Origin of the sequence: Pseudonocardia sp. CA-107938 (assembly GCF_050936315.1) — a bacterium.
Lineage (GTDB): Bacteria > Actinomycetota > Actinomycetes > Mycobacteriales > Pseudonocardiaceae > Pseudonocardia.
In genome coordinates this window covers 4,591,143-4,606,016 of the sequence record NZ_JBNJNA010000001.1, presented here as the reverse complement: position 1 = coordinate 4,606,016, position 14,874 = coordinate 4,591,143, and the positions used below count along the sequence as shown (strand labels likewise).

The window sequence follows — 14,874 nt, the reverse complement described above, 5'->3', positions numbered from 1 at the left end:
CCGCGAGTTCGCGCTCAGGGCAGCGTGGCCACCAGCGCGCCCGGCGCCACCCGCGGGCCGGTGAAGAACGGCGTCTCCTCGCGGACGTGCCGGCGGGCCTCGGTGGCGCGCAGGTCGCGCATGAGGTCGACGATGCGGTCGAGCTGGTCGGCCTCGAACGCGAGGATCCACTCGTAGTCGCCGAGCGCGAACGCCGGCACCGTGTTGGCGCGCACGTCGGCGTAGCCGCGCGCGGCCTTGCCGTGGTCGGCGAGCATCTGGCGGCGCTCCTGGTCGGGCAGCAGGTACCAGTCCAACGAGCGGACGAACGGGTAGACGCACACGTAGCCCTTGGGCTCCTCGCCGGCGATGAACGCCGGCACGTGGCTCTTGTTGAACTCGGCGGGACGGTGCAGCGCCACCTGGCTCCACACGGCGTCGCTGGCCCGGCCCAGCGCCGTCGAGCGGCGCAGCTCGGCGTACGCGGCCTGCAGCGCCTCGACGTTGTCGGCGTGCCACCAGATCATGAAGTCGGCGTCGGCGCGCAGGCCGGTGAGGTCGTACACGCCGCGAACGGTCACGCCCTTGCCGTCGAGCGCGTCGAGGAACGCCGTGGTCTCGGCGGCGACGCCGGCGCGGTCGTCACCCAGCACGCCCGGGCGGACCCGGAACACCGACCACATCGTGTAGCGGATGGTGCTGTTCAGTTCGGCGTAGTCCAGGCGGGCCATGACGCCATGGTAGGTCGGCGATGAGTTCCGGCCGCGGGCGTGGTCGGATCAGTCATGGACGTCTCACCGGTCCGGGATGCGGTGGCCGCGCACGGGCTGCCGGCCGTCGTCGCGCTCGCGCGGGTCGACGAGGTCGCGATCGACGCGCAGGGCGGGTACGCGCCGGACACCGTCGTCCGCATCGCCTCGCTCACCAAGCCGATGGTGGCCGTGGCCGCCCTGCTCCTCGTCCGCGACGGCGTGCTCGCCCTCGCCGAACCGGTCACCGAGCTGCTGCCGGAGCTGGCCGGGCGCCGGGTCCTGACCAGCCCGGCCGGGTCGCTCGACGACACCGTGCCCGCCGACCGCGAGATCACGCTGCGCGACCTACTGACGTTCACGTGGGGCTTCGGCGTCGACCCCGCAGTGCCGCCCGACGCGCCCGTCCTGCGCGCGGCCGACGAGCTGCAGCTCGGGCTCGGGCCACCGCTGCCGCCCGTCCCGCTCGGCCCTGACGAGTGGCTGGCCCGGCTCGGCACGCTGCCCCTGATGCACCAGCCGGGCGCCAGGTGGACCTACGACACCGGGTCCGACGTGCTCGGGACCCTCCTCGCCCGGGCAACGGGCCAGGACCTGGGCGCGGTGCTGCACGAGCGCGTGTTCGACCCGCTCGGGATGACCGCGACCGCATTTCACGCGACCGCACTCCCACCCCTGCACGAGCACGGACCCGACGGGCTCGTCGTCGCCGATCCGCCCGACGGGGCGTGGAGCCGGCCGCCGTCGTTCCCGCGCGGATCGGGCGGGCTGGTCTCCACCGCGGCCGACCTGCTCGCGTTCACCGGCATGCTCGCCCGCGGCGGCCACCTGCTGCCGGCGGATCTGTTCACGGCGATGACCACCGACCAGCTGATGCCGGAGCAGAAGGGTTCGGCGATCCTCGGCGACCGCGGTTGGGGCTTCGGCCTGTCGGTGTACGACGAGTCGTCGATCGGGTGGGCGGGCGGCACCGGGACCTACTGGTTCACCGACCTGCGCCGCGGCACGACCGCGCTGCTGCTCACGCAGTGCCTGTTCGGGGTGGGGAGCGGCGGCCTGATCGCGGACTTCGAGCGCACCGCGCGGATGGTGCTCGACGGGTAGCCGGCCCGCTGCCGGGGTAGCCGGGAGCATGGGAACCGATCAGTCGCCCGGCGCCGTGGGCGAGGAGCAGATCAGCAGCAGGGCCGAGCCGCCCCTGCCCGAGGAGGCGGCGGCCGAGGAGGGCGGCGAGGACCGCCGCGCGTCGGCGGCCGAGGTGCTGCGGGACTCCGAGGCCAGGGTCGCGGCAGCCACGCGGGCCGGTGCGCCCGCCGATGCCGCCGACGAGCGGCGGACAAGCGCCGAGACCGCCCCGCCCGAAGGCTGACTACTCGAACCGGCTGGGGTCGCCCGCGCCCACCCGGATGATCTCCGGCTCGTCCCCCGAGAGATCGACGACGGTGGTCGGCTCGGTGCCGCACTCCCCCGAGTCGATCACCGCGTCGACGAGGTGGTCGAGCTCCTCCTTGATCTCCCAGCCCTGGGTCAGCGGCTCGGCGCGGTCGGGCAGCAGCAGCGTGGACGACAGCAGCGGCTCGCCGAGCGCCTCCAGCATCGCCTGCACCACGGCGTGGTCGGGGATGCGCACGCCGACGGTCTTCTTCTTGGCGTGCAGCAACCGCCGCGGCACCTCCTTCGTGGCGGGTAGGATGAACGTGTACTGGCCCGGCGTCGAGGCCTTGACCAGGCGGAACATCGCGTTCGACACGATCACGAACTGGCCGAGCTGGGAGAAGTCGCGGCAGACCAGGGTGAAGTGGTGCCGGTCGTCGAGGTGGCGGATCTCGCGGATCCGCTCGAGCCCTTTCGCGTTGCCGAGCTGGCAGCCCAGGGCGTAGCAGGAGTCGGTGGGGTAGGCGACCAGGCCGCCGTCGCGGATCAGGTCGACGACCTGCCCGATCGCGCGGCGCTGCGGATCGACGGGGTGCACATCGAAGTACCGGGCCATGGTGGCGGAGCATAGGGCGCGAGACTGTGGGTGTGCCGGCTCCAACCTGTCCGTGTGGTCTTCCCCAGCCCTACGCCGCGTGCTGCGGCCGGTTCCACGACGGCGCCGCCCCGCCCACGGCCGAGCTGTTGATGCGCTCGCGGTACACCGCGTTCGTCCGGTCCGACGAGGAGTACCTGCTCCGGACGTGGGATCCGGCGACCCGGCCGCAGACCCTCGGGCTCAACCCACGTGCCCGCTGGACCGGGCTGGAGATCCGCGGCGTCACCGACGGCGGACTGTTCGCGCAGACCGGCACCGTGCACTTCCGCGCGCACCACGCGGGCGGCGTCGTCGAGGAGGACAGCGCGTTCCGTAAGCTCGACGGGCACTGGGTCTACGTCGGGCCCGTCTGAACCGGTAAAGTCCCAGCGTTGGGATGCCGCACCCGTCGTCGCGAGCGGCTCGTCATCACTCGACGGGAGCGTGCCCGTGACCGACCTGTCCCCCGCCGGTGTGGTCTCCGCAGCCGAGCACGACGCGCTGCGTGCCGACATCCGCAGGCTCTCCACGCTGCTCGGGCACACCCTCGCCGAGCACGGCGGCTCCGAGCTGCTCGACCTCGTCGAACGCGTGCGCAAGCTCGCGCGGGCCGGGGACGAGCGGGAGCTCACCGCGGTGCTGCACGACCTGGACTCGGGCACGGCGCTGGCTCTGACCAGGGCGTTCTCCCAGTACTTCCAGCTGGCCAACATCGCGGAGCAGCTGCACCGCTCGCGGGAGCTGCGCCACTTGCGCCCCGCGGACCGCCGCCCGCTGCGGGTGCTCATGCAGCGGCTGGCCGCGTCCGACCTGCCGGCCGCCGAGGTGGAGGACGTCCTGGCGCGGGCTCAGCTGCGGCCGGTGTTCACCGCGCACCCCACCGAGTCGTCCCGGCAGACCGTGCTGGCGGTGCTGCGCCGGGTGGCCGAGGCGCTCGACCACGACGAGCCCGACGAGCACCTGGCCGCGCTCATCGACACGCTGTGGCAGACCGACGAGATCCGCCCCGGCAAGCCGTCCGTGGCCGACGAGGCACGTGGCGTCGACTGGTTCCTGGAGCGCCTCGCCGAACGGACCGTGCCCGACCTCGTCGGCGCGTACGAGCGGGAGGCGCGCGCCGCCGGGTTCGCGCTGCCCGGCGCCGGCCGGCCGATCGTGCTCGGCAGCTGGGTCGGCGGCGACCGGGACGGCAACCCGAACGTCACCCCGCAGGTCACCCGCGAGATCGTCGCGATGCAGGCCGACCGCGCCCTGCGGATCCACCTCCGCTTCGTCGAGCGCCTGGCCCAGGAGCTGGGCATCTCCACGAAGATCGTCGGCGTCTCCGAGGAGCTGCGCGGGGCGCTGGCGCGCGACCGCCGCGCGCTGCCCGCCGTGTACGACCGCTGGCAGCAGACCAACGCCGACGAGCCCTACCGGCTGGCGCTGTCGTACGTGCACGCACGGCTGGAGAACACGCGCACCCGGATCGCCACCGGCGGGCCGCACGTGCCCGGCCGCGACTACCTGGGCACCGAGCTCTACCTGGCCGACCTGGCCGTCCTCGACCGGTCGCTGCGCGCGCACCGGGGCGCCCGCATCGCCGACGGCACGCTCGCCACCGCCCGCCGCGCCGCCGAGGCCATCGGGCTGCACCTGGCCGAGCTGGACGTGCGCGAGCACTCCGAGCGCCACCATGCCGCCCTCGGTGCGATCTACGACGAGCTCGGTGAGCTGGACCGCCCGTACGCCGAGCTCTCCCGCGACGAGCGCCGCGCGCTGCTCTCGCGGGAGCTGGCGAGCCCGCGCCCGCTCGTCCGCCGCCACTACGGCCTGCCCGCCGCGGCCGCCGACGTCATGGCCATCTTCGACGTCGTGCACGAGATCCAGCACGAGTTCGGCCAGGAGGCAGTGCGCACCTACATCGTCTCGATGTGCCGGGACGTCGACGACATCCTCGCCGTCACCGTGCTGGCCCGCGAGGCGTACATGGTGGAACTGCGCGGCAGTCGCGACACGGGGCCGCGCAGCTCGCTCGACCTCGTGCCGCTCTTCGAGACCGTCGAGGAGCTGGCCCGGGCGGGTGAGCTGCTCGACGGACTGCTCAGCGACCCCGGCTACCGCCAGCAGGTGCGCAACCGCGGCGACCTGCAGGAGGTCATGCTCGGCTACTCCGACTCCAACAAGGGCGCCGGCATCACCACGTCGCAGTGGGAGATCCACCGCGCCCAGCGGCAGCTCCGCGACGTCGCGGCCCGGCACGGTGTGCGGCTGCGGCTCTTCCACGGCCGGGGCGGCTCGGTCGGGCGCGGTGGCGGTCCGGCCGGTGAGGCGGTCGCCTCGGCCCCGCCCGGCGCCGTCGACGCCACCATGAAGCTCACCGAGCAGGGCGAGGTGATCAGCGACAAGTACTCGCTGCCCCCGCTCGCCACGGACAACCTGGAGATCCTGCTCGCGTCCATGATCGACGCGACGCTGCTGCACCAGTCCGGGCGCTGGCCCGCCGACATCCGCGCCCGCTGGGACGAGGTCATGACCTGCGTCTCCGACGCCGCCCGCACCGCGTACCGGCAGCTCGTGGACACACCGGGGCTGCCGGAGTTCTTCGCCGCCGCCACGCCCGTCGACGAGCTGGGGCGGCTCAACGTGGGCTCCCGGCCGGCGAAGCGGCCCCGCGCCGGCGCCCCCACCCTCGACGACCTGCGCGCGATCCCGTGGGTGTTCGGCTGGACGCAGACGCGCATGGTCGTCCCCGGCTGGTACGGGCTCGGCAGCGGACTGGCCGCGGCCCGCGAGGCCGGGTACGGCCGCGACCTCGAGGCGATGATCGAGTGGGCGTTCATGGCCAACCTGGTCGGCAACGTCGAGATGACGCTGACCAAGACCGATCTTCGGATCGCCCGCCGCTACGTCGACGCGCTCGTCGAACCGCACCTGCAGCCGATCTTCGAGCAGATCGTCGAGGAGCACGACCGCACCCGTCGCGAGGTGCTGGCGCTCACCGGCTCACCGACGCTGCTCGGGCGACACCCGGTGCTGCGCAACACCCTGGCCGTCCGCGACGGGTACCTGGAACCGCTGCACCGGCTGCAGGTGGAGCTGCTCGCGCGGCGCCGGGCCGGCGACACCGACCCCGACGTCGAGCGCGCCCTGCTGCAGACGATCAACGGCATCGCGGCGGGGCTGAAGAACACGGGCTGAGCCGCGGGGAACGCGTCGAGAACGACGTTACGGTGGTTTTGAATCGATTCAATTCACCGTAACGTCGTTCTCGACGCGGAACCCGGCCGTGGCTGAGGGCCCGCGCTCGGCGAGCTCCTCGACGTGCCCGTCGCGCAGCTGCCCGGCGCGCACAACGGCATGGCCACCCATCCGCGTGCCTTCGCGGCCGCCCTGCGGGAGTTGTTGATCGACGGGTCGTAGTGTGTCCCCGTGCGCGCACGGTCGGCGGTCCCGCTCATGATCATGATGGCCGGGCTGGTCGGCGGCTGCGCGACGCCGGTCGGCGCCGCCCCAACTCAGCCGCCCACGACACCGGCGCAGGCGTCCGACACCTCCTGCACCAACCGGATCGACTACGCCGGCGACCCCCGCAGCAACGCCGAGCTCAACTCCCTCGGCGAGCGGACGGGCACCTGCCCGACACCCCGGCCCTACCGCGCGGACACGTCGTGCACGAACTGGATCGACTACGCGGGCGATCCGCGCAGCAACGCCGAGATCAACTCGGAAGGCGAGCAGACGGGCTCGTGCCCGGCGCCGCAGAAGTAGCTCACCAGCTCACGAACCGGTAGTGCAGGCCGGTCGTCGACTCCTGCCACTCCCCCACCGAGTTCGGCGGGCGGCCCACGTCCGGCGCGTAGGTGTCGCCGTCGACGTGCTCCCGGATCTCGGTGACCTCGATGCGGTCCGCCCGCGGGAGGGCAGCGGCGTACACCGCCGCGCCGCCGATCACCCAGACGTCACCGGTCGCGGCGGCGAGCGCGGCCTCCAGGTCGGGGAAGGTCTCCACCTCCTGCGGCGTGCGCGAGAGGACGAGGTTGCGCCGGCCCGGCAGCGGCCGGAACCGCGGCGGCAGCGACTCCCAGGTGCGCCGGCCCATCAGGACGGTGGCACCGGCCGTGACGGTCTTGAAGTGCGCCATGTCCTCCGGCAGGTGCCAGGGCAGCGTCCCGTCGCGGCCGATGACACCGTTCGCCGACTGGGCCCAGATCAGCCCGATCACACCGCGACCGGCGCGGCGATCAGGGGATGCGGGTCGTAGCCGTCGACCACGAAGTGCTCGTAGGTGTAGTCGAACAGGCTCTCGGCCGGCTTCAGGTGCAGCGTGGGGAACGGGCGCGCCTCGCGGGCCAGCTGGGTGCGCACCTGCTCCTCGTGGTTGTCGTAGATGTGGCAGTCGCCGCCCGTCCAGACGAAGTCACCGACCCGCAGCCCCACCTGATCGGCGATCATGTGCGTCAGCAGGGCGTAGCTGGCGATGTTGAACGGCACGCCGAGGAAGAGATCCGCGCTGCGCTGGTAGAGCTGGCAGGACAGCTCGCCGTCGGCCACGTAGAACTGGAAGAACGCGTGGCAGGGCGGCAGCGCCATCCGCGGGATGTCGGCCACGTTCCAGGCCGAGACGATGATCCGGCGCGAGTCCGGGTTCTCCCGCAGCGTGCGCAGCACCTCGCTGATCTGGTCGACGTGCGTGCCGTCCGGCGTCGGCCACGACCGCCACTGGACGCCGTAGATCGGACCCAGGTCGCCGTCCGGCGCCGCCCACTCGTCCCAGATCGTGACGCCGTGCTCCTGCAGCCAGGTGGCGTTGCCGTCGCCGCGCAGGAACCACAGCAGCTCGTAGGCGAGCGAGCGGAACCCGACCTTCTTCGTCGTGACCAGTGGAAACCCGTCGGCGAGGTGGTAGCGCAGCTGGTGGCCGAAGATCGAGCGGGTGCCGGTGCCGGTGCGGTCGGCCTTGCGGGCGCCCGTGTCGAGCACGAGTCGGAGCAGGTCCTCGTACTGAGTGTCCGGCATGCGACCAGCGTAATCAGGCGTCGTAGTCGACCGTCACGGACGCGCTGACGGGCCGGCTCTGGCAGGTCAGCACGAAGCCCGCCGCCACCTCGTCGTCCTCCAGCGCGTAGTTGCGGCGCATCTCGACCTCGCCGTCGCGCACCTTCGCCCGGCACGTGCCGCACACCCCGCCCTTGCAGGCGAACGGCAGGTCGGCGCGGACCTTCTGCGCGGCGTCGAGCACGGTCTCGGCCCGGGGCAGGGTCAGCGTGGTGGCGCGCCCGTCGAGGACGACGGTGACCTCGCTCGTCTCCCCCGTCACCTCCGCCTCGGCGCGGTGGAGCTCCGGCGGTGGCTCGTCGACGTAGAACAGCTCGCGGTGCACCTTGTCCTTCGTGACGCCGCGGGCCAGCAGCACCTCCTGCGCGGCCGTGGTCATGCCCAGCGGTCCGCACAGCCACCACTCGTCCACGTCCTCGACGGCGACGAGCCCGTCCAGGATGCGGCCCAGCCGCTCGACGTCGAGCCGGCCGGAGAAGATCTCGGCCGCCATCGGCTCACGGGACAGCACGTGGATGAGCTGCAGGCGCGGGCCGTGGGCGTTCTTCAGGTCGGCGAGCTCCTCGGTGAACATCACCGTGTCGGTGCGCCGGTTGCCGTAGATCAGCGTGACCGTCGACGCCGGGTCGGCGAGCACGCTCGCCGCGATCGACAGCACCGGTGTGATGCCCGAGCCGGCGGCGATCAGGCCGTGGTGCTTCGGGGTGTCGAGATCGGGCGTGAACAGGCCGGCGGGCGGCGCCACCTCGACCGTGTCGCCCGGCGCGAGCCGGTCGACCAGCCACTCGGAGAACATGCCGCCGTCGACCTTGCGCACCCCGACCCGCGGTGGCGCCCCGGCCGGCGCGCAGATCGAGTACGAGCGCCGCTCCTCCACCCCGTCGGCGATGAGCCGCAGCGTCAGGTACTGGCCGGGCCGGAACGCGAACTCGTCGCGCAGGTCGTCGGGCACCGCGAAGGTGACGGCGACGGCGTCGTCGCACAGGCGCTCGACGTCGGCCACCGGGAGCTTGTGGAAGCCGGCCATGGCTACAGCTCCTTCATGTGCTCGAACGGCTCGCGGCAGGCGGAGCAGCGGCGCAGCGCCGTGCACGCCGTCGGCCCGAACCGGGACGTCTCCTCCGTGGCGGGCGAGCCGCAACGGGGGCAGCGCACGACCGTCGACGGCGGGGCCAGGGTGAGGGTCACGGGCCCGCGTGGCGCGGCTCCCGGCGGCGCGATGCCGTGCTCCTCCAGCGCCCGCCGGCCGGCGTCGGTGATCCAGTCGGTGGACCACGCCGGGGACAGGACCGTGCGCACCTCGACGTCGCGGTAGCCGGCGTCGGCGAGGCGGCGTCGCAGGTCCGCGCGCATCTCGGCCACCGCGGGGCAGCCGGAGTAGGTCGGCGTGATCGTGACCGTGACCCGGTCGCCGTCCTCCTCGACTTCGCGCAGCACGCCCAGATCGGCCAGCGTCAGCATCGGCATCTCGGGGTCCAGGACCGCACCCGCGATCTCCCGGGCGCTCACCACTGGGCTCCGGGGTGCTGGCGGGCGAGGCTCTGCATCTCGGCCAGCATGTGCCCGAGCTGCTCGGTGTGCACGCCATGGCGGCCGCCACGGCCGCCGATCGTGCCGATCGCCGGACGGTCCGGCCTGGTCAGCGTCGCCGGCGGGAGCACCTCGGCCAGTACGGCGTCGACGTCGGCCCGGGTCGCCGCCGGGTCGGCCGCGACCCCGGCCGCCATCAGCCGCTCCTCCACGTCCGTGACGCGGAACAGCTCCTCGACGTAGGGCCACACGACCTCCAGGGCGGCCTGCATCCGGCGGTGCGACTCGTCGGTGCCGTCGCCGAGGCGCAGCGTCCAGCGGGCGGCGTAGTCACGGTGGTAGGCGACCTCCTTCACGCCCTTCGCCGCGACGGCCGACAGCACCGGGTCGCGCGAGTCCACCAGCCGCTGCAGCAGCGCCAGCCGCCACGACGAGAACAGGAGCAAGCGGGCGATCGCGTGCCCGAAGTCGCCGGCATCGGTCAACTCGGCCAGCGCGACGTTGCGGAACTGGTCCTCGCGGCGCTGGTAGGCGAGATCGTCCTCGTCCGCGCCGGCACCCAGGTGCGCGGCGCGGGACAGCAGCACCCGGGCCTGGCCGACGAGGTCGAGCGCGGTGTTGGCCAGCGCGACCTCCTCCTCCAGCTCCGGCGCGTTCGACACCCACTCGGTGAGCCGGTGCCCGTAGACCAGCGCGTCGTCGCCGAGCATCAGGCAGTACGCCGCCAGGTCGGCGGCGTCCACCCCGTCCGGGACGGGCGCGGTGATCTCGGTCGCGACGTCCTCGATGCCGGTGCCGAACGCCCACTGCCCGTGCTCGTCGTGCGCGTCGGACAGCGCGTCGTAGACGGTCTCCTCCTTCACAGGTGCGGCACCTCCTCCGGGATCACGTAGAACGTCGGGTGGCGGTAGACCTTGTCGCCGGCGGGCGCGAAGAACGGGTCCTTCTCCCCCGGGCTCGACGCGGTGATCGCGTCGGCGCGCACCACCCAGATGCTCACGCCCTCGTTGCGACGGGTGTAGACGTCGCGCGCGTTGTGCAGCGCCATCTCGTCGTCCGCGGCGTGCAGGGAACCGACGTGCACGTGGTTGAGGCCGCGCTTGCCGCGCACGAACACCTCGTAGAGGGGCCAGTCGCGACTCATGCCGCCACCTTTCGCGACTGCTTCTCGGCGTACGCCGTGGCTGCCTCGCGCACCCACGCGCCGTTCTCGTGGGCGCGGCGCCGGTGCGCGATCCGCTGCGCGTTGCAGGGGCCCGCGCCGGCGAGGACGGCCTTGAACTCCGTCCAGTCGACCTCGCCGTAGTCGTGCGCCTGACGCTCCTCGTTCCAGCGGATCTCCGGATCCGGCAGCGTGACGCCCAGTGCCTCGGCCTGCGGCACCGTCATGTCGACGAACCGTTGGCGCAGCTCGTCGTTGGTGTGGCGCTTGATGTTCCAGGCCATCGACTGCTGCGTGTTGGGCGAGTCGCCGTCCGGCGGGCCGAACATCATCAGCGACGGCCACCACCAGCGGTCGACCGACTCCTGCACCATGGCGCGCTGCGCGTCGGTCCCGCGCATCATGGCGAGCAGCAGCTCGTAGCCCTGCCGCTGGTGGAACGACTCCTCCTTGCAGATGCGGATCATCGCCCGCGCGTACGGCCCGTACGAGCAGCGGCACAGCGGCACCTGGTTGCAGATCGCGGCCCCGTCGACGAGCCAGCCGATCACGCCGATGTCGGCGTAGGACAGCGTCGGGTAGTTGAAGATCGACGAGTAGCGCTGCCGGCCCTCGATGAGCATCTCGGTGAGGTCGGCGCGGTCGACGCCGAGCGTCTCGGCCGCGCTGTACAGGTACATGCCGTGCCCGGCCTCGTCCTGCACCTTGGCCAGCAGGATCGCCTTGCGGCGCAGGCTGGGCGCGCGCAGCAGCCAGTTGCCCTCCGGCTGCATCCCGATGATCTCGGAGTGCGCGTGCTGGGCGATCTGCCGCACCAGCGTCTTGCGGTAGGCCTCGGGCATCCAGTCGCGCGGCTCGATGCGCTGGTCAGCAGCGATGGTCTCGTCGAACCGCGTCTGCAGGTCGTCCACGCGCCCCTCCTCTACCGAATGTTCGGTCGGTTTAGGATGCCGCAGGGTGGGCGGAAGCGCAAGCCGGCGGACAGTCCCAGCGCACGTCACACACCGTTAGGCCCCTTCACACATGTCCGAACATGTGTGAAGGGACCCACCCGTGTGTGAGGTTGGCCGGGCGGCGGCTAGACCAGCCGGATCAGCCCCGCCGCCGTCGGCCGGAACCCGCACGCCGCGTAGAACGGCGTCAGCTCCTCGACGTGGTCGACGTGCAACCACGCGCACCCGGCCGCGGCCGCGGCCCGGGTCGCCGCGGCCACGAGCGCCCGCCCGATGCCGGCGCCCTGCCGATCCGGGTCGACGACCGTGTCGAGCAGGAACGCGTGGGCGCCGCCGTCCCACGCCACGTTGACGAACCCGACGAGTCGGTCGTCGGTCGCCGTGACCCAGGTGAGGCTGTGCGCGGCGAGCCGCGCCGCCCACGGCTGCAGCACCACTGGCACGTCGAAGGCCGCGGCGTGCAGCCGCGAGAGTTCCGCGTCGTCGACGGGCCCGCGGACCGCGTACTCGATCACCGCGCCGGCAGGATCCCCGCGAACGCGGCGTCGGCCACCGCCTCGGGCACGGACGCACCACTGGGGCGCCCCGGCCGGTACCACTCCGCCACCGAGTTGACCAGGCCGGACAGCAGCCGTGCGGCCAGCGTCGGGTCCAGCCCGGCGCGCAGCTCCCCCGCCTCCACGGCCTCCCGGACGAGCGCGGCGACCCGCCCGTCGAAGGCACGGCGACGTTCCAGCGCCCACCGCTCGGTCTCGGTGTTGCCGCGCACCCGCAGCAGCAACGTCACGTACGGCAGCTCCCGCTGCAGCACCGCCACCTGCGCGGCCACGATGTACCGCAGCCGCTCCGCGGGGGTCCCGGTCGTCGCGCCGGGCGCGTCGAGCACTTCGAACAGGCCGTCCAGCGCGACCTCGAGCCCGGCCCGCAGCAGCGCCTCCTTGCTGGCGAAGTGGTGGTAGAACGACGACTTCGTGATGCCGGCGGCGCGGGAGAGGTCCTCCATGCTGGTCGCGTCGTAGCCGCGGGTGTTGAACTCCACGACGCACACCTCGAGCAACGAGCCGGGCCCGCTCGTCGGGCGCCGCGGGCGCCGACCCGTGCTCGTACTCACGAACCGGAGAAGGTCGGGGTCCGCTTCGCGAGGAAGTCGGCGACCGCCTGCTGGTGGTCCTTCGTGGCGGCGAGGCGGGCCTGCGCGGCACCCTCGGCCTCCAGCACGTCCGGCAGCGCGGAGATCGCCCCGCGCCGGACGGCCCGCTTGACCTCGACGTACGCCTTCGTCGGCCCGGCGCCGAGCCGCCGCGCCAGGTCGAGCGCCGTGTCGAGCACCTGGTCGGCCGGCACCACCTGGCGCACCAGACCCCAGGTCGCCGCCTCCTCCGCCGTGAACGGCTCGTTCAGCAGCAGGAGGTCCGTCGCGCGGGCCACGCCGACGGCGTGCGCGAGGCTCGCCGAGAGCCCGGAGTCGGCGCTGAGCCCGATCCCGGTGAACGCGGTGGAGAACCGCACGCCGGCGGCGGCGACCCGCAGGTCGCAGGCCAGCGCGAAGCCCAGTCCGGCGCCGACGCACGGCCCGTTGATGGCGGCGATCACGGGGAACGCGAGGTCGACCAGCCCGGAGACGATCGGGTTGTAGTGCTCGTTGACGGTGTCGAACGCCGTGGACGGGTCGGCCTCCAGCGCGGCCGCGTGCTCACCCAGGTCCTGGCCGACGCAGAACGCGCGGCCGGCACCGGTGACCACGAGCGCGCGCACGTCGGCCTGCGTCTCCAGCTCGCGGATCGCGGCCAGCAACGCGGTCTTCAGCTCGGTGGTGAGCGCGTTGTACTTGGCGGGGCGGTTGAGGGTCAGCACCGCCACCGCCGGGTCGGTCTCGTCGCGGATCAGCAGGACCGCGGGATCGGTGCCCGGCTGGGGATCCGACGCCGCCACCTCTTCGTCAGCCATGGACCGCAGCGTAGCGCCCGACCGAACGATCGGTCGCGTCGTGGCCTGGCCGGCCCGGGCACCTTGCCGGGCACCCGGGCCGGGTGGATCGGCGCGGGTCAGACGGGCTTGATGTTGATGTTGCGGTGGAACACGTTGCCCGGGTCGTACTCGGCCTTGATCCTGGCCAGCCGGTCGAGCTTGGCGCGTCCGTACGCAGCCAGCACCCGGTCCTCGTCGATCTCGTCGGACATCGAGTTGACATAGCCGCCGATGCTGCGGCTCAGTGGCCGCAATGCATCCCAGATGTCCCGAGCCCAGGCCCGCTCGGGCACGAGGGTCTCCGCATCGGCGCAGATCGGGAAGATGAACAGCTCGTACCGCGGATCGCGACGCCCGCCGAACGCCGTCTCGTCCTCGCCGACCTCCGAGTAGGCCCCGTCGAGCCGGTAGGCGACGAGGACGGTGAGCGGCGACGCCTTCTGCGGCAGCCGCTCGGCCAGCACCTCGATCACCGGCTCGGTGAAGTCGTCGATCTCGATGCTCTTCTCGTAGCAGTGGAAGCCCCACGCCGTTCCTTCGTCGAGCAGCTTCTGCACCTCCGTGTACGGCATCGGCGTGACGAAGTCGAACAGCGGCGGCAGCTCCGCCCGGATCCGCTCGACGACCTGCCCGTGCTCGGCGGCATCACCGAACCCGCCCAGCATGAGCACGTACCCCGGCTGGTGGTGGTGCTGTTCGGGCACGAACGGCGCGGGCGGCGCGTTCGTGAACGCGATGAAGGCGTTGAGCGACCGCGGCAGCCCGCCGACGACGTCGCGCATCAGGCGCAGCGCGTCGGCGCCCCGCTCGACCTCCCAGAAGAACATCCCGAACTCGACCATGGGCCCGACCTCGTGCAGCCGGAACTCGAACTCGGTCACCACGCCGAGGTTCCCGCCGCCACCACGGATCGCCCAGAACAGGTCCGGGTTCTCTGCGGTGGAGACCCGCAGCACGCGCCCGTCGGCCACGACGATCTCCGCGGACTCCAGGTTGTCGATGGTCAGGCCGGCCTGCCGGGTCAGCCAACCCATGCCACCGCCGAGCGTGAGCCCCGCGACGCCGGTGTGGCTGATCGCACCGAGGGGTACGGCGAGGCCGTGCTCCTGGGCAGCGGCATCGAGGTCCCCGAGCAGGGCTCCGGCTTGCACGCGGGCGCGCCGCGCCTCCGGATCGACCGTCACGTCGCGCATCCCGCTCAGGTCGATCATCAGCCCGTCGTCGCAGGTGCAGCGGCCGGCGACGTTGTGGGCCCCGGACCGGATGGCGATCTCCAGCCCCTCTGCCTGCGCACAGGCCACCGCAGCGACGACGTCGGCCGTCGACACGCACCGCGCGATCAACGCCGGACGCTTGTCGACATCGGCGTTCCAGACGCGACGGGCCTCGTCGTAGTCCGGGTCGCCGGGCGCGATCACCGGACCGGTCATCGCCTCTCGCAGTTCCGTCACAGTGCTCATGGCCACTCCTCCTCGTTGAAGACCC

General features: G+C 72.7%; 18 protein-coding genes. 5 read left to right on the top strand and 13 right to left on the bottom strand.

The window, feature by feature from the left end; genetic code table 11:
- Positions 1-14 precede the first annotated feature (14 nt).
- Positions 15-710: a hydrogen peroxide-dependent heme synthase gene (hemQ, locus tag ACQEVB_RS22865; RefSeq protein ID WP_432974669.1), complete on the bottom strand. Its 696-nt coding sequence runs from the start codon at positions 708-710 to the stop codon at positions 15-17.
- A 54-nt stretch (positions 711-764) separates the two neighbouring features.
- On the opposite strand from hemQ, the gene ACQEVB_RS22860 reads away from it, so the two are divergent.
- Both ACQEVB_RS22860 and ACQEVB_RS22855 read left to right on the top strand, forming a co-directional pair.
- Positions 765-1,832: a serine hydrolase domain-containing protein gene (locus tag ACQEVB_RS22860; protein ID WP_432974667.1), complete on the top strand. Its 1,068-nt coding sequence runs from the start codon at positions 765-767 to the stop codon at positions 1,830-1,832.
- A 28-nt stretch (positions 1,833-1,860) separates the two neighbouring features.
- A complete protein-coding gene (locus tag ACQEVB_RS22855; protein WP_432974665.1) occupies positions 1,861-2,097 on the top strand; it encodes a hypothetical protein in 237 nt (78 codons plus the stop codon).
- Here the strand turns inward: ACQEVB_RS22855 and ACQEVB_RS22850 are convergent, their stop codons facing one another.
- Complete coding sequence (locus ACQEVB_RS22850; RefSeq protein WP_432974663.1) at positions 2,098-2,718, bottom strand: L-threonylcarbamoyladenylate synthase; 621 nt, start codon at positions 2,716-2,718, stop codon at positions 2,098-2,100.
- A 32-nt stretch (positions 2,719-2,750) separates the two neighbouring features.
- On the opposite strand from ACQEVB_RS22850, the gene ACQEVB_RS22845 reads away from it, so the two are divergent.
- The 3 genes from ACQEVB_RS22845 (at position 2,751) to ACQEVB_RS22835 (ending at position 6,489) form a co-directional block, all read left to right on the top strand.
- On the top strand, positions 2,751-3,113 hold the full coding sequence (locus ACQEVB_RS22845) for a YchJ family protein (RefSeq protein WP_432974661.1): 363 nt from the start codon (positions 2,751-2,753) through the stop codon (positions 3,111-3,113).
- A 76-nt stretch (positions 3,114-3,189) separates the two neighbouring features.
- On the top strand, positions 3,190-5,919 hold the full coding sequence (gene ppc / locus ACQEVB_RS22840) for a phosphoenolpyruvate carboxylase (RefSeq protein WP_432974659.1): 2,730 nt from the start codon (positions 3,190-3,192) through the stop codon (positions 5,917-5,919).
- Between the two features lie 231 nt (positions 5,920-6,150).
- Positions 6,151-6,489, top strand: coding sequence for a hypothetical protein (locus tag ACQEVB_RS22835; protein WP_432974658.1), 339 nt, complete (start codon positions 6,151-6,153; stop codon positions 6,487-6,489).
- Between the two features lies 1 nt (position 6,490).
- On the opposite strand, the gene ACQEVB_RS22830 is transcribed toward ACQEVB_RS22835, so the two are convergent.
- The 11 genes from ACQEVB_RS22830 to ACQEVB_RS22780 all read right to left on the bottom strand — a co-directional run bounded on the left by ACQEVB_RS22830 (position 6,491) and on the right by ACQEVB_RS22780 (position 14,849).
- On the bottom strand, positions 6,491-6,943 hold the full coding sequence (locus ACQEVB_RS22830) for a dihydrofolate reductase (RefSeq protein ID WP_432974656.1): 453 nt from the start codon (positions 6,941-6,943) through the stop codon (positions 6,491-6,493).
- Entirely contained in the window at positions 6,940-7,737 is a 798-nt protein-coding gene (locus ACQEVB_RS22825; RefSeq protein ID WP_432974654.1) for a thymidylate synthase, read from the bottom strand. The genes ACQEVB_RS22830 and ACQEVB_RS22825 overlap by 4 nt, the downstream gene beginning before the upstream one ends.
- A gap of 13 nt (positions 7,738-7,750) precedes the next feature.
- Positions 7,751-8,803, bottom strand: a complete 1,053-nt coding sequence (gene paaE / locus ACQEVB_RS22820; protein WP_432974652.1) for a 1,2-phenylacetyl-CoA epoxidase subunit PaaE — start codon at positions 8,801-8,803, stop codon at positions 7,751-7,753.
- A 2-nt stretch (positions 8,804-8,805) separates the two neighbouring features.
- The gene (gene paaD / locus ACQEVB_RS22815; RefSeq protein WP_432974650.1) at positions 8,806-9,288 is read right to left on the bottom strand and encodes a 1,2-phenylacetyl-CoA epoxidase subunit PaaD; all 483 of its coding nucleotides are present in this window, start codon (positions 9,286-9,288) and stop codon (positions 8,806-8,808) included.
- Positions 9,282-10,169: a 1,2-phenylacetyl-CoA epoxidase subunit PaaC gene (gene paaC / locus ACQEVB_RS22810; RefSeq protein WP_432974648.1), complete on the bottom strand. Its 888-nt coding sequence runs from the start codon at positions 10,167-10,169 to the stop codon at positions 9,282-9,284. Before paaC ends, paaD begins: the two co-directional genes overlap by 7 nt.
- Positions 10,166-10,450: a 1,2-phenylacetyl-CoA epoxidase subunit PaaB gene (paaB, locus tag ACQEVB_RS22805; protein ID WP_432974646.1), complete on the bottom strand. Its 285-nt coding sequence runs from the start codon at positions 10,448-10,450 to the stop codon at positions 10,166-10,168. Before paaB ends, paaC begins: the two co-directional genes overlap by 4 nt.
- Positions 10,447-11,379, bottom strand: coding sequence for a 1,2-phenylacetyl-CoA epoxidase subunit PaaA (gene paaA / locus ACQEVB_RS22800; protein WP_432974644.1), 933 nt, complete (start codon positions 11,377-11,379; stop codon positions 10,447-10,449). The genes paaB and paaA overlap by 4 nt, the downstream gene beginning before the upstream one ends.
- A 167-nt stretch (positions 11,380-11,546) precedes the next feature.
- On the bottom strand, positions 11,547-11,936 hold the full coding sequence (locus tag ACQEVB_RS22795) for a GNAT family N-acetyltransferase (protein ID WP_432974642.1): 390 nt from the start codon (positions 11,934-11,936) through the stop codon (positions 11,547-11,549).
- Positions 11,933-12,532 (bottom strand): TetR/AcrR family transcriptional regulator, encoded by a 600-nt coding sequence (locus ACQEVB_RS22790; RefSeq protein ID WP_432974640.1) that lies wholly within the window; start codon positions 12,530-12,532, stop codon positions 11,933-11,935. Before ACQEVB_RS22790 ends, ACQEVB_RS22795 begins: the two co-directional genes overlap by 4 nt.
- A complete protein-coding gene (locus ACQEVB_RS22785; RefSeq protein WP_432974638.1) occupies positions 12,529-13,368 on the bottom strand; it encodes an enoyl-CoA hydratase/isomerase family protein in 840 nt (279 codons plus the stop codon). The genes ACQEVB_RS22790 and ACQEVB_RS22785 overlap by 4 nt, the downstream gene beginning before the upstream one ends.
- A gap of 98 nt (positions 13,369-13,466) precedes the next feature.
- Positions 13,467-14,849 (bottom strand): FAD-binding oxidoreductase, encoded by a 1,383-nt coding sequence (locus ACQEVB_RS22780; RefSeq protein WP_432974636.1) that lies wholly within the window; start codon positions 14,847-14,849, stop codon positions 13,467-13,469.
- Positions 14,850-14,874 lie beyond the last annotated feature (25 nt).

Excerpts from the sequence above, each read along its gene's own strand:
- hemQ (WP_432974669.1), bottom strand. The coding sequence starts at position 710 with ATGGCCCGCCTGGACTACGCCGAACTGAACAGCACCATCCGCTACACG.
- ACQEVB_RS22860 (WP_432974667.1), top strand. The coding sequence starts at position 765 with ATGGACGTCTCACCGGTCCGGGATGCGGTGGCCGCGCACGGGCTGCCG.
- ACQEVB_RS22855 (WP_432974665.1), top strand. The coding sequence starts at position 1,861 with ATGGGAACCGATCAGTCGCCCGGCGCCGTGGGCGAGGAGCAGATCAGC.
- ACQEVB_RS22850 (WP_432974663.1), bottom strand. The coding sequence starts at position 2,718 with ATGGCCCGGTACTTCGATGTGCACCCCGTCGATCCGCAGCGCCGCGCG.
- ACQEVB_RS22825 (WP_432974654.1), bottom strand. The coding sequence starts at position 7,737 with ATGCCGGACACTCAGTACGAGGACCTGCTCCGACTCGTGCTCGACACG.
- paaE (WP_432974652.1), bottom strand. The coding sequence starts at position 8,803 with ATGGCCGGCTTCCACAAGCTCCCGGTGGCCGACGTCGAGCGCCTGTGC.
- paaB (WP_432974646.1), bottom strand. The coding sequence starts at position 10,450 with ATGAGTCGCGACTGGCCCCTCTACGAGGTGTTCGTGCGCGGCAAGCGC.
- ACQEVB_RS22785 (WP_432974638.1), bottom strand. The coding sequence starts at position 13,368 with ATGGCTGACGAAGAGGTGGCGGCGTCGGATCCCCAGCCGGGCACCGAT.
- ACQEVB_RS22780 (WP_432974636.1), bottom strand. The coding sequence starts at position 14,849 with ATGAGCACTGTGACGGAACTGCGAGAGGCGATGACCGGTCCGGTGATC.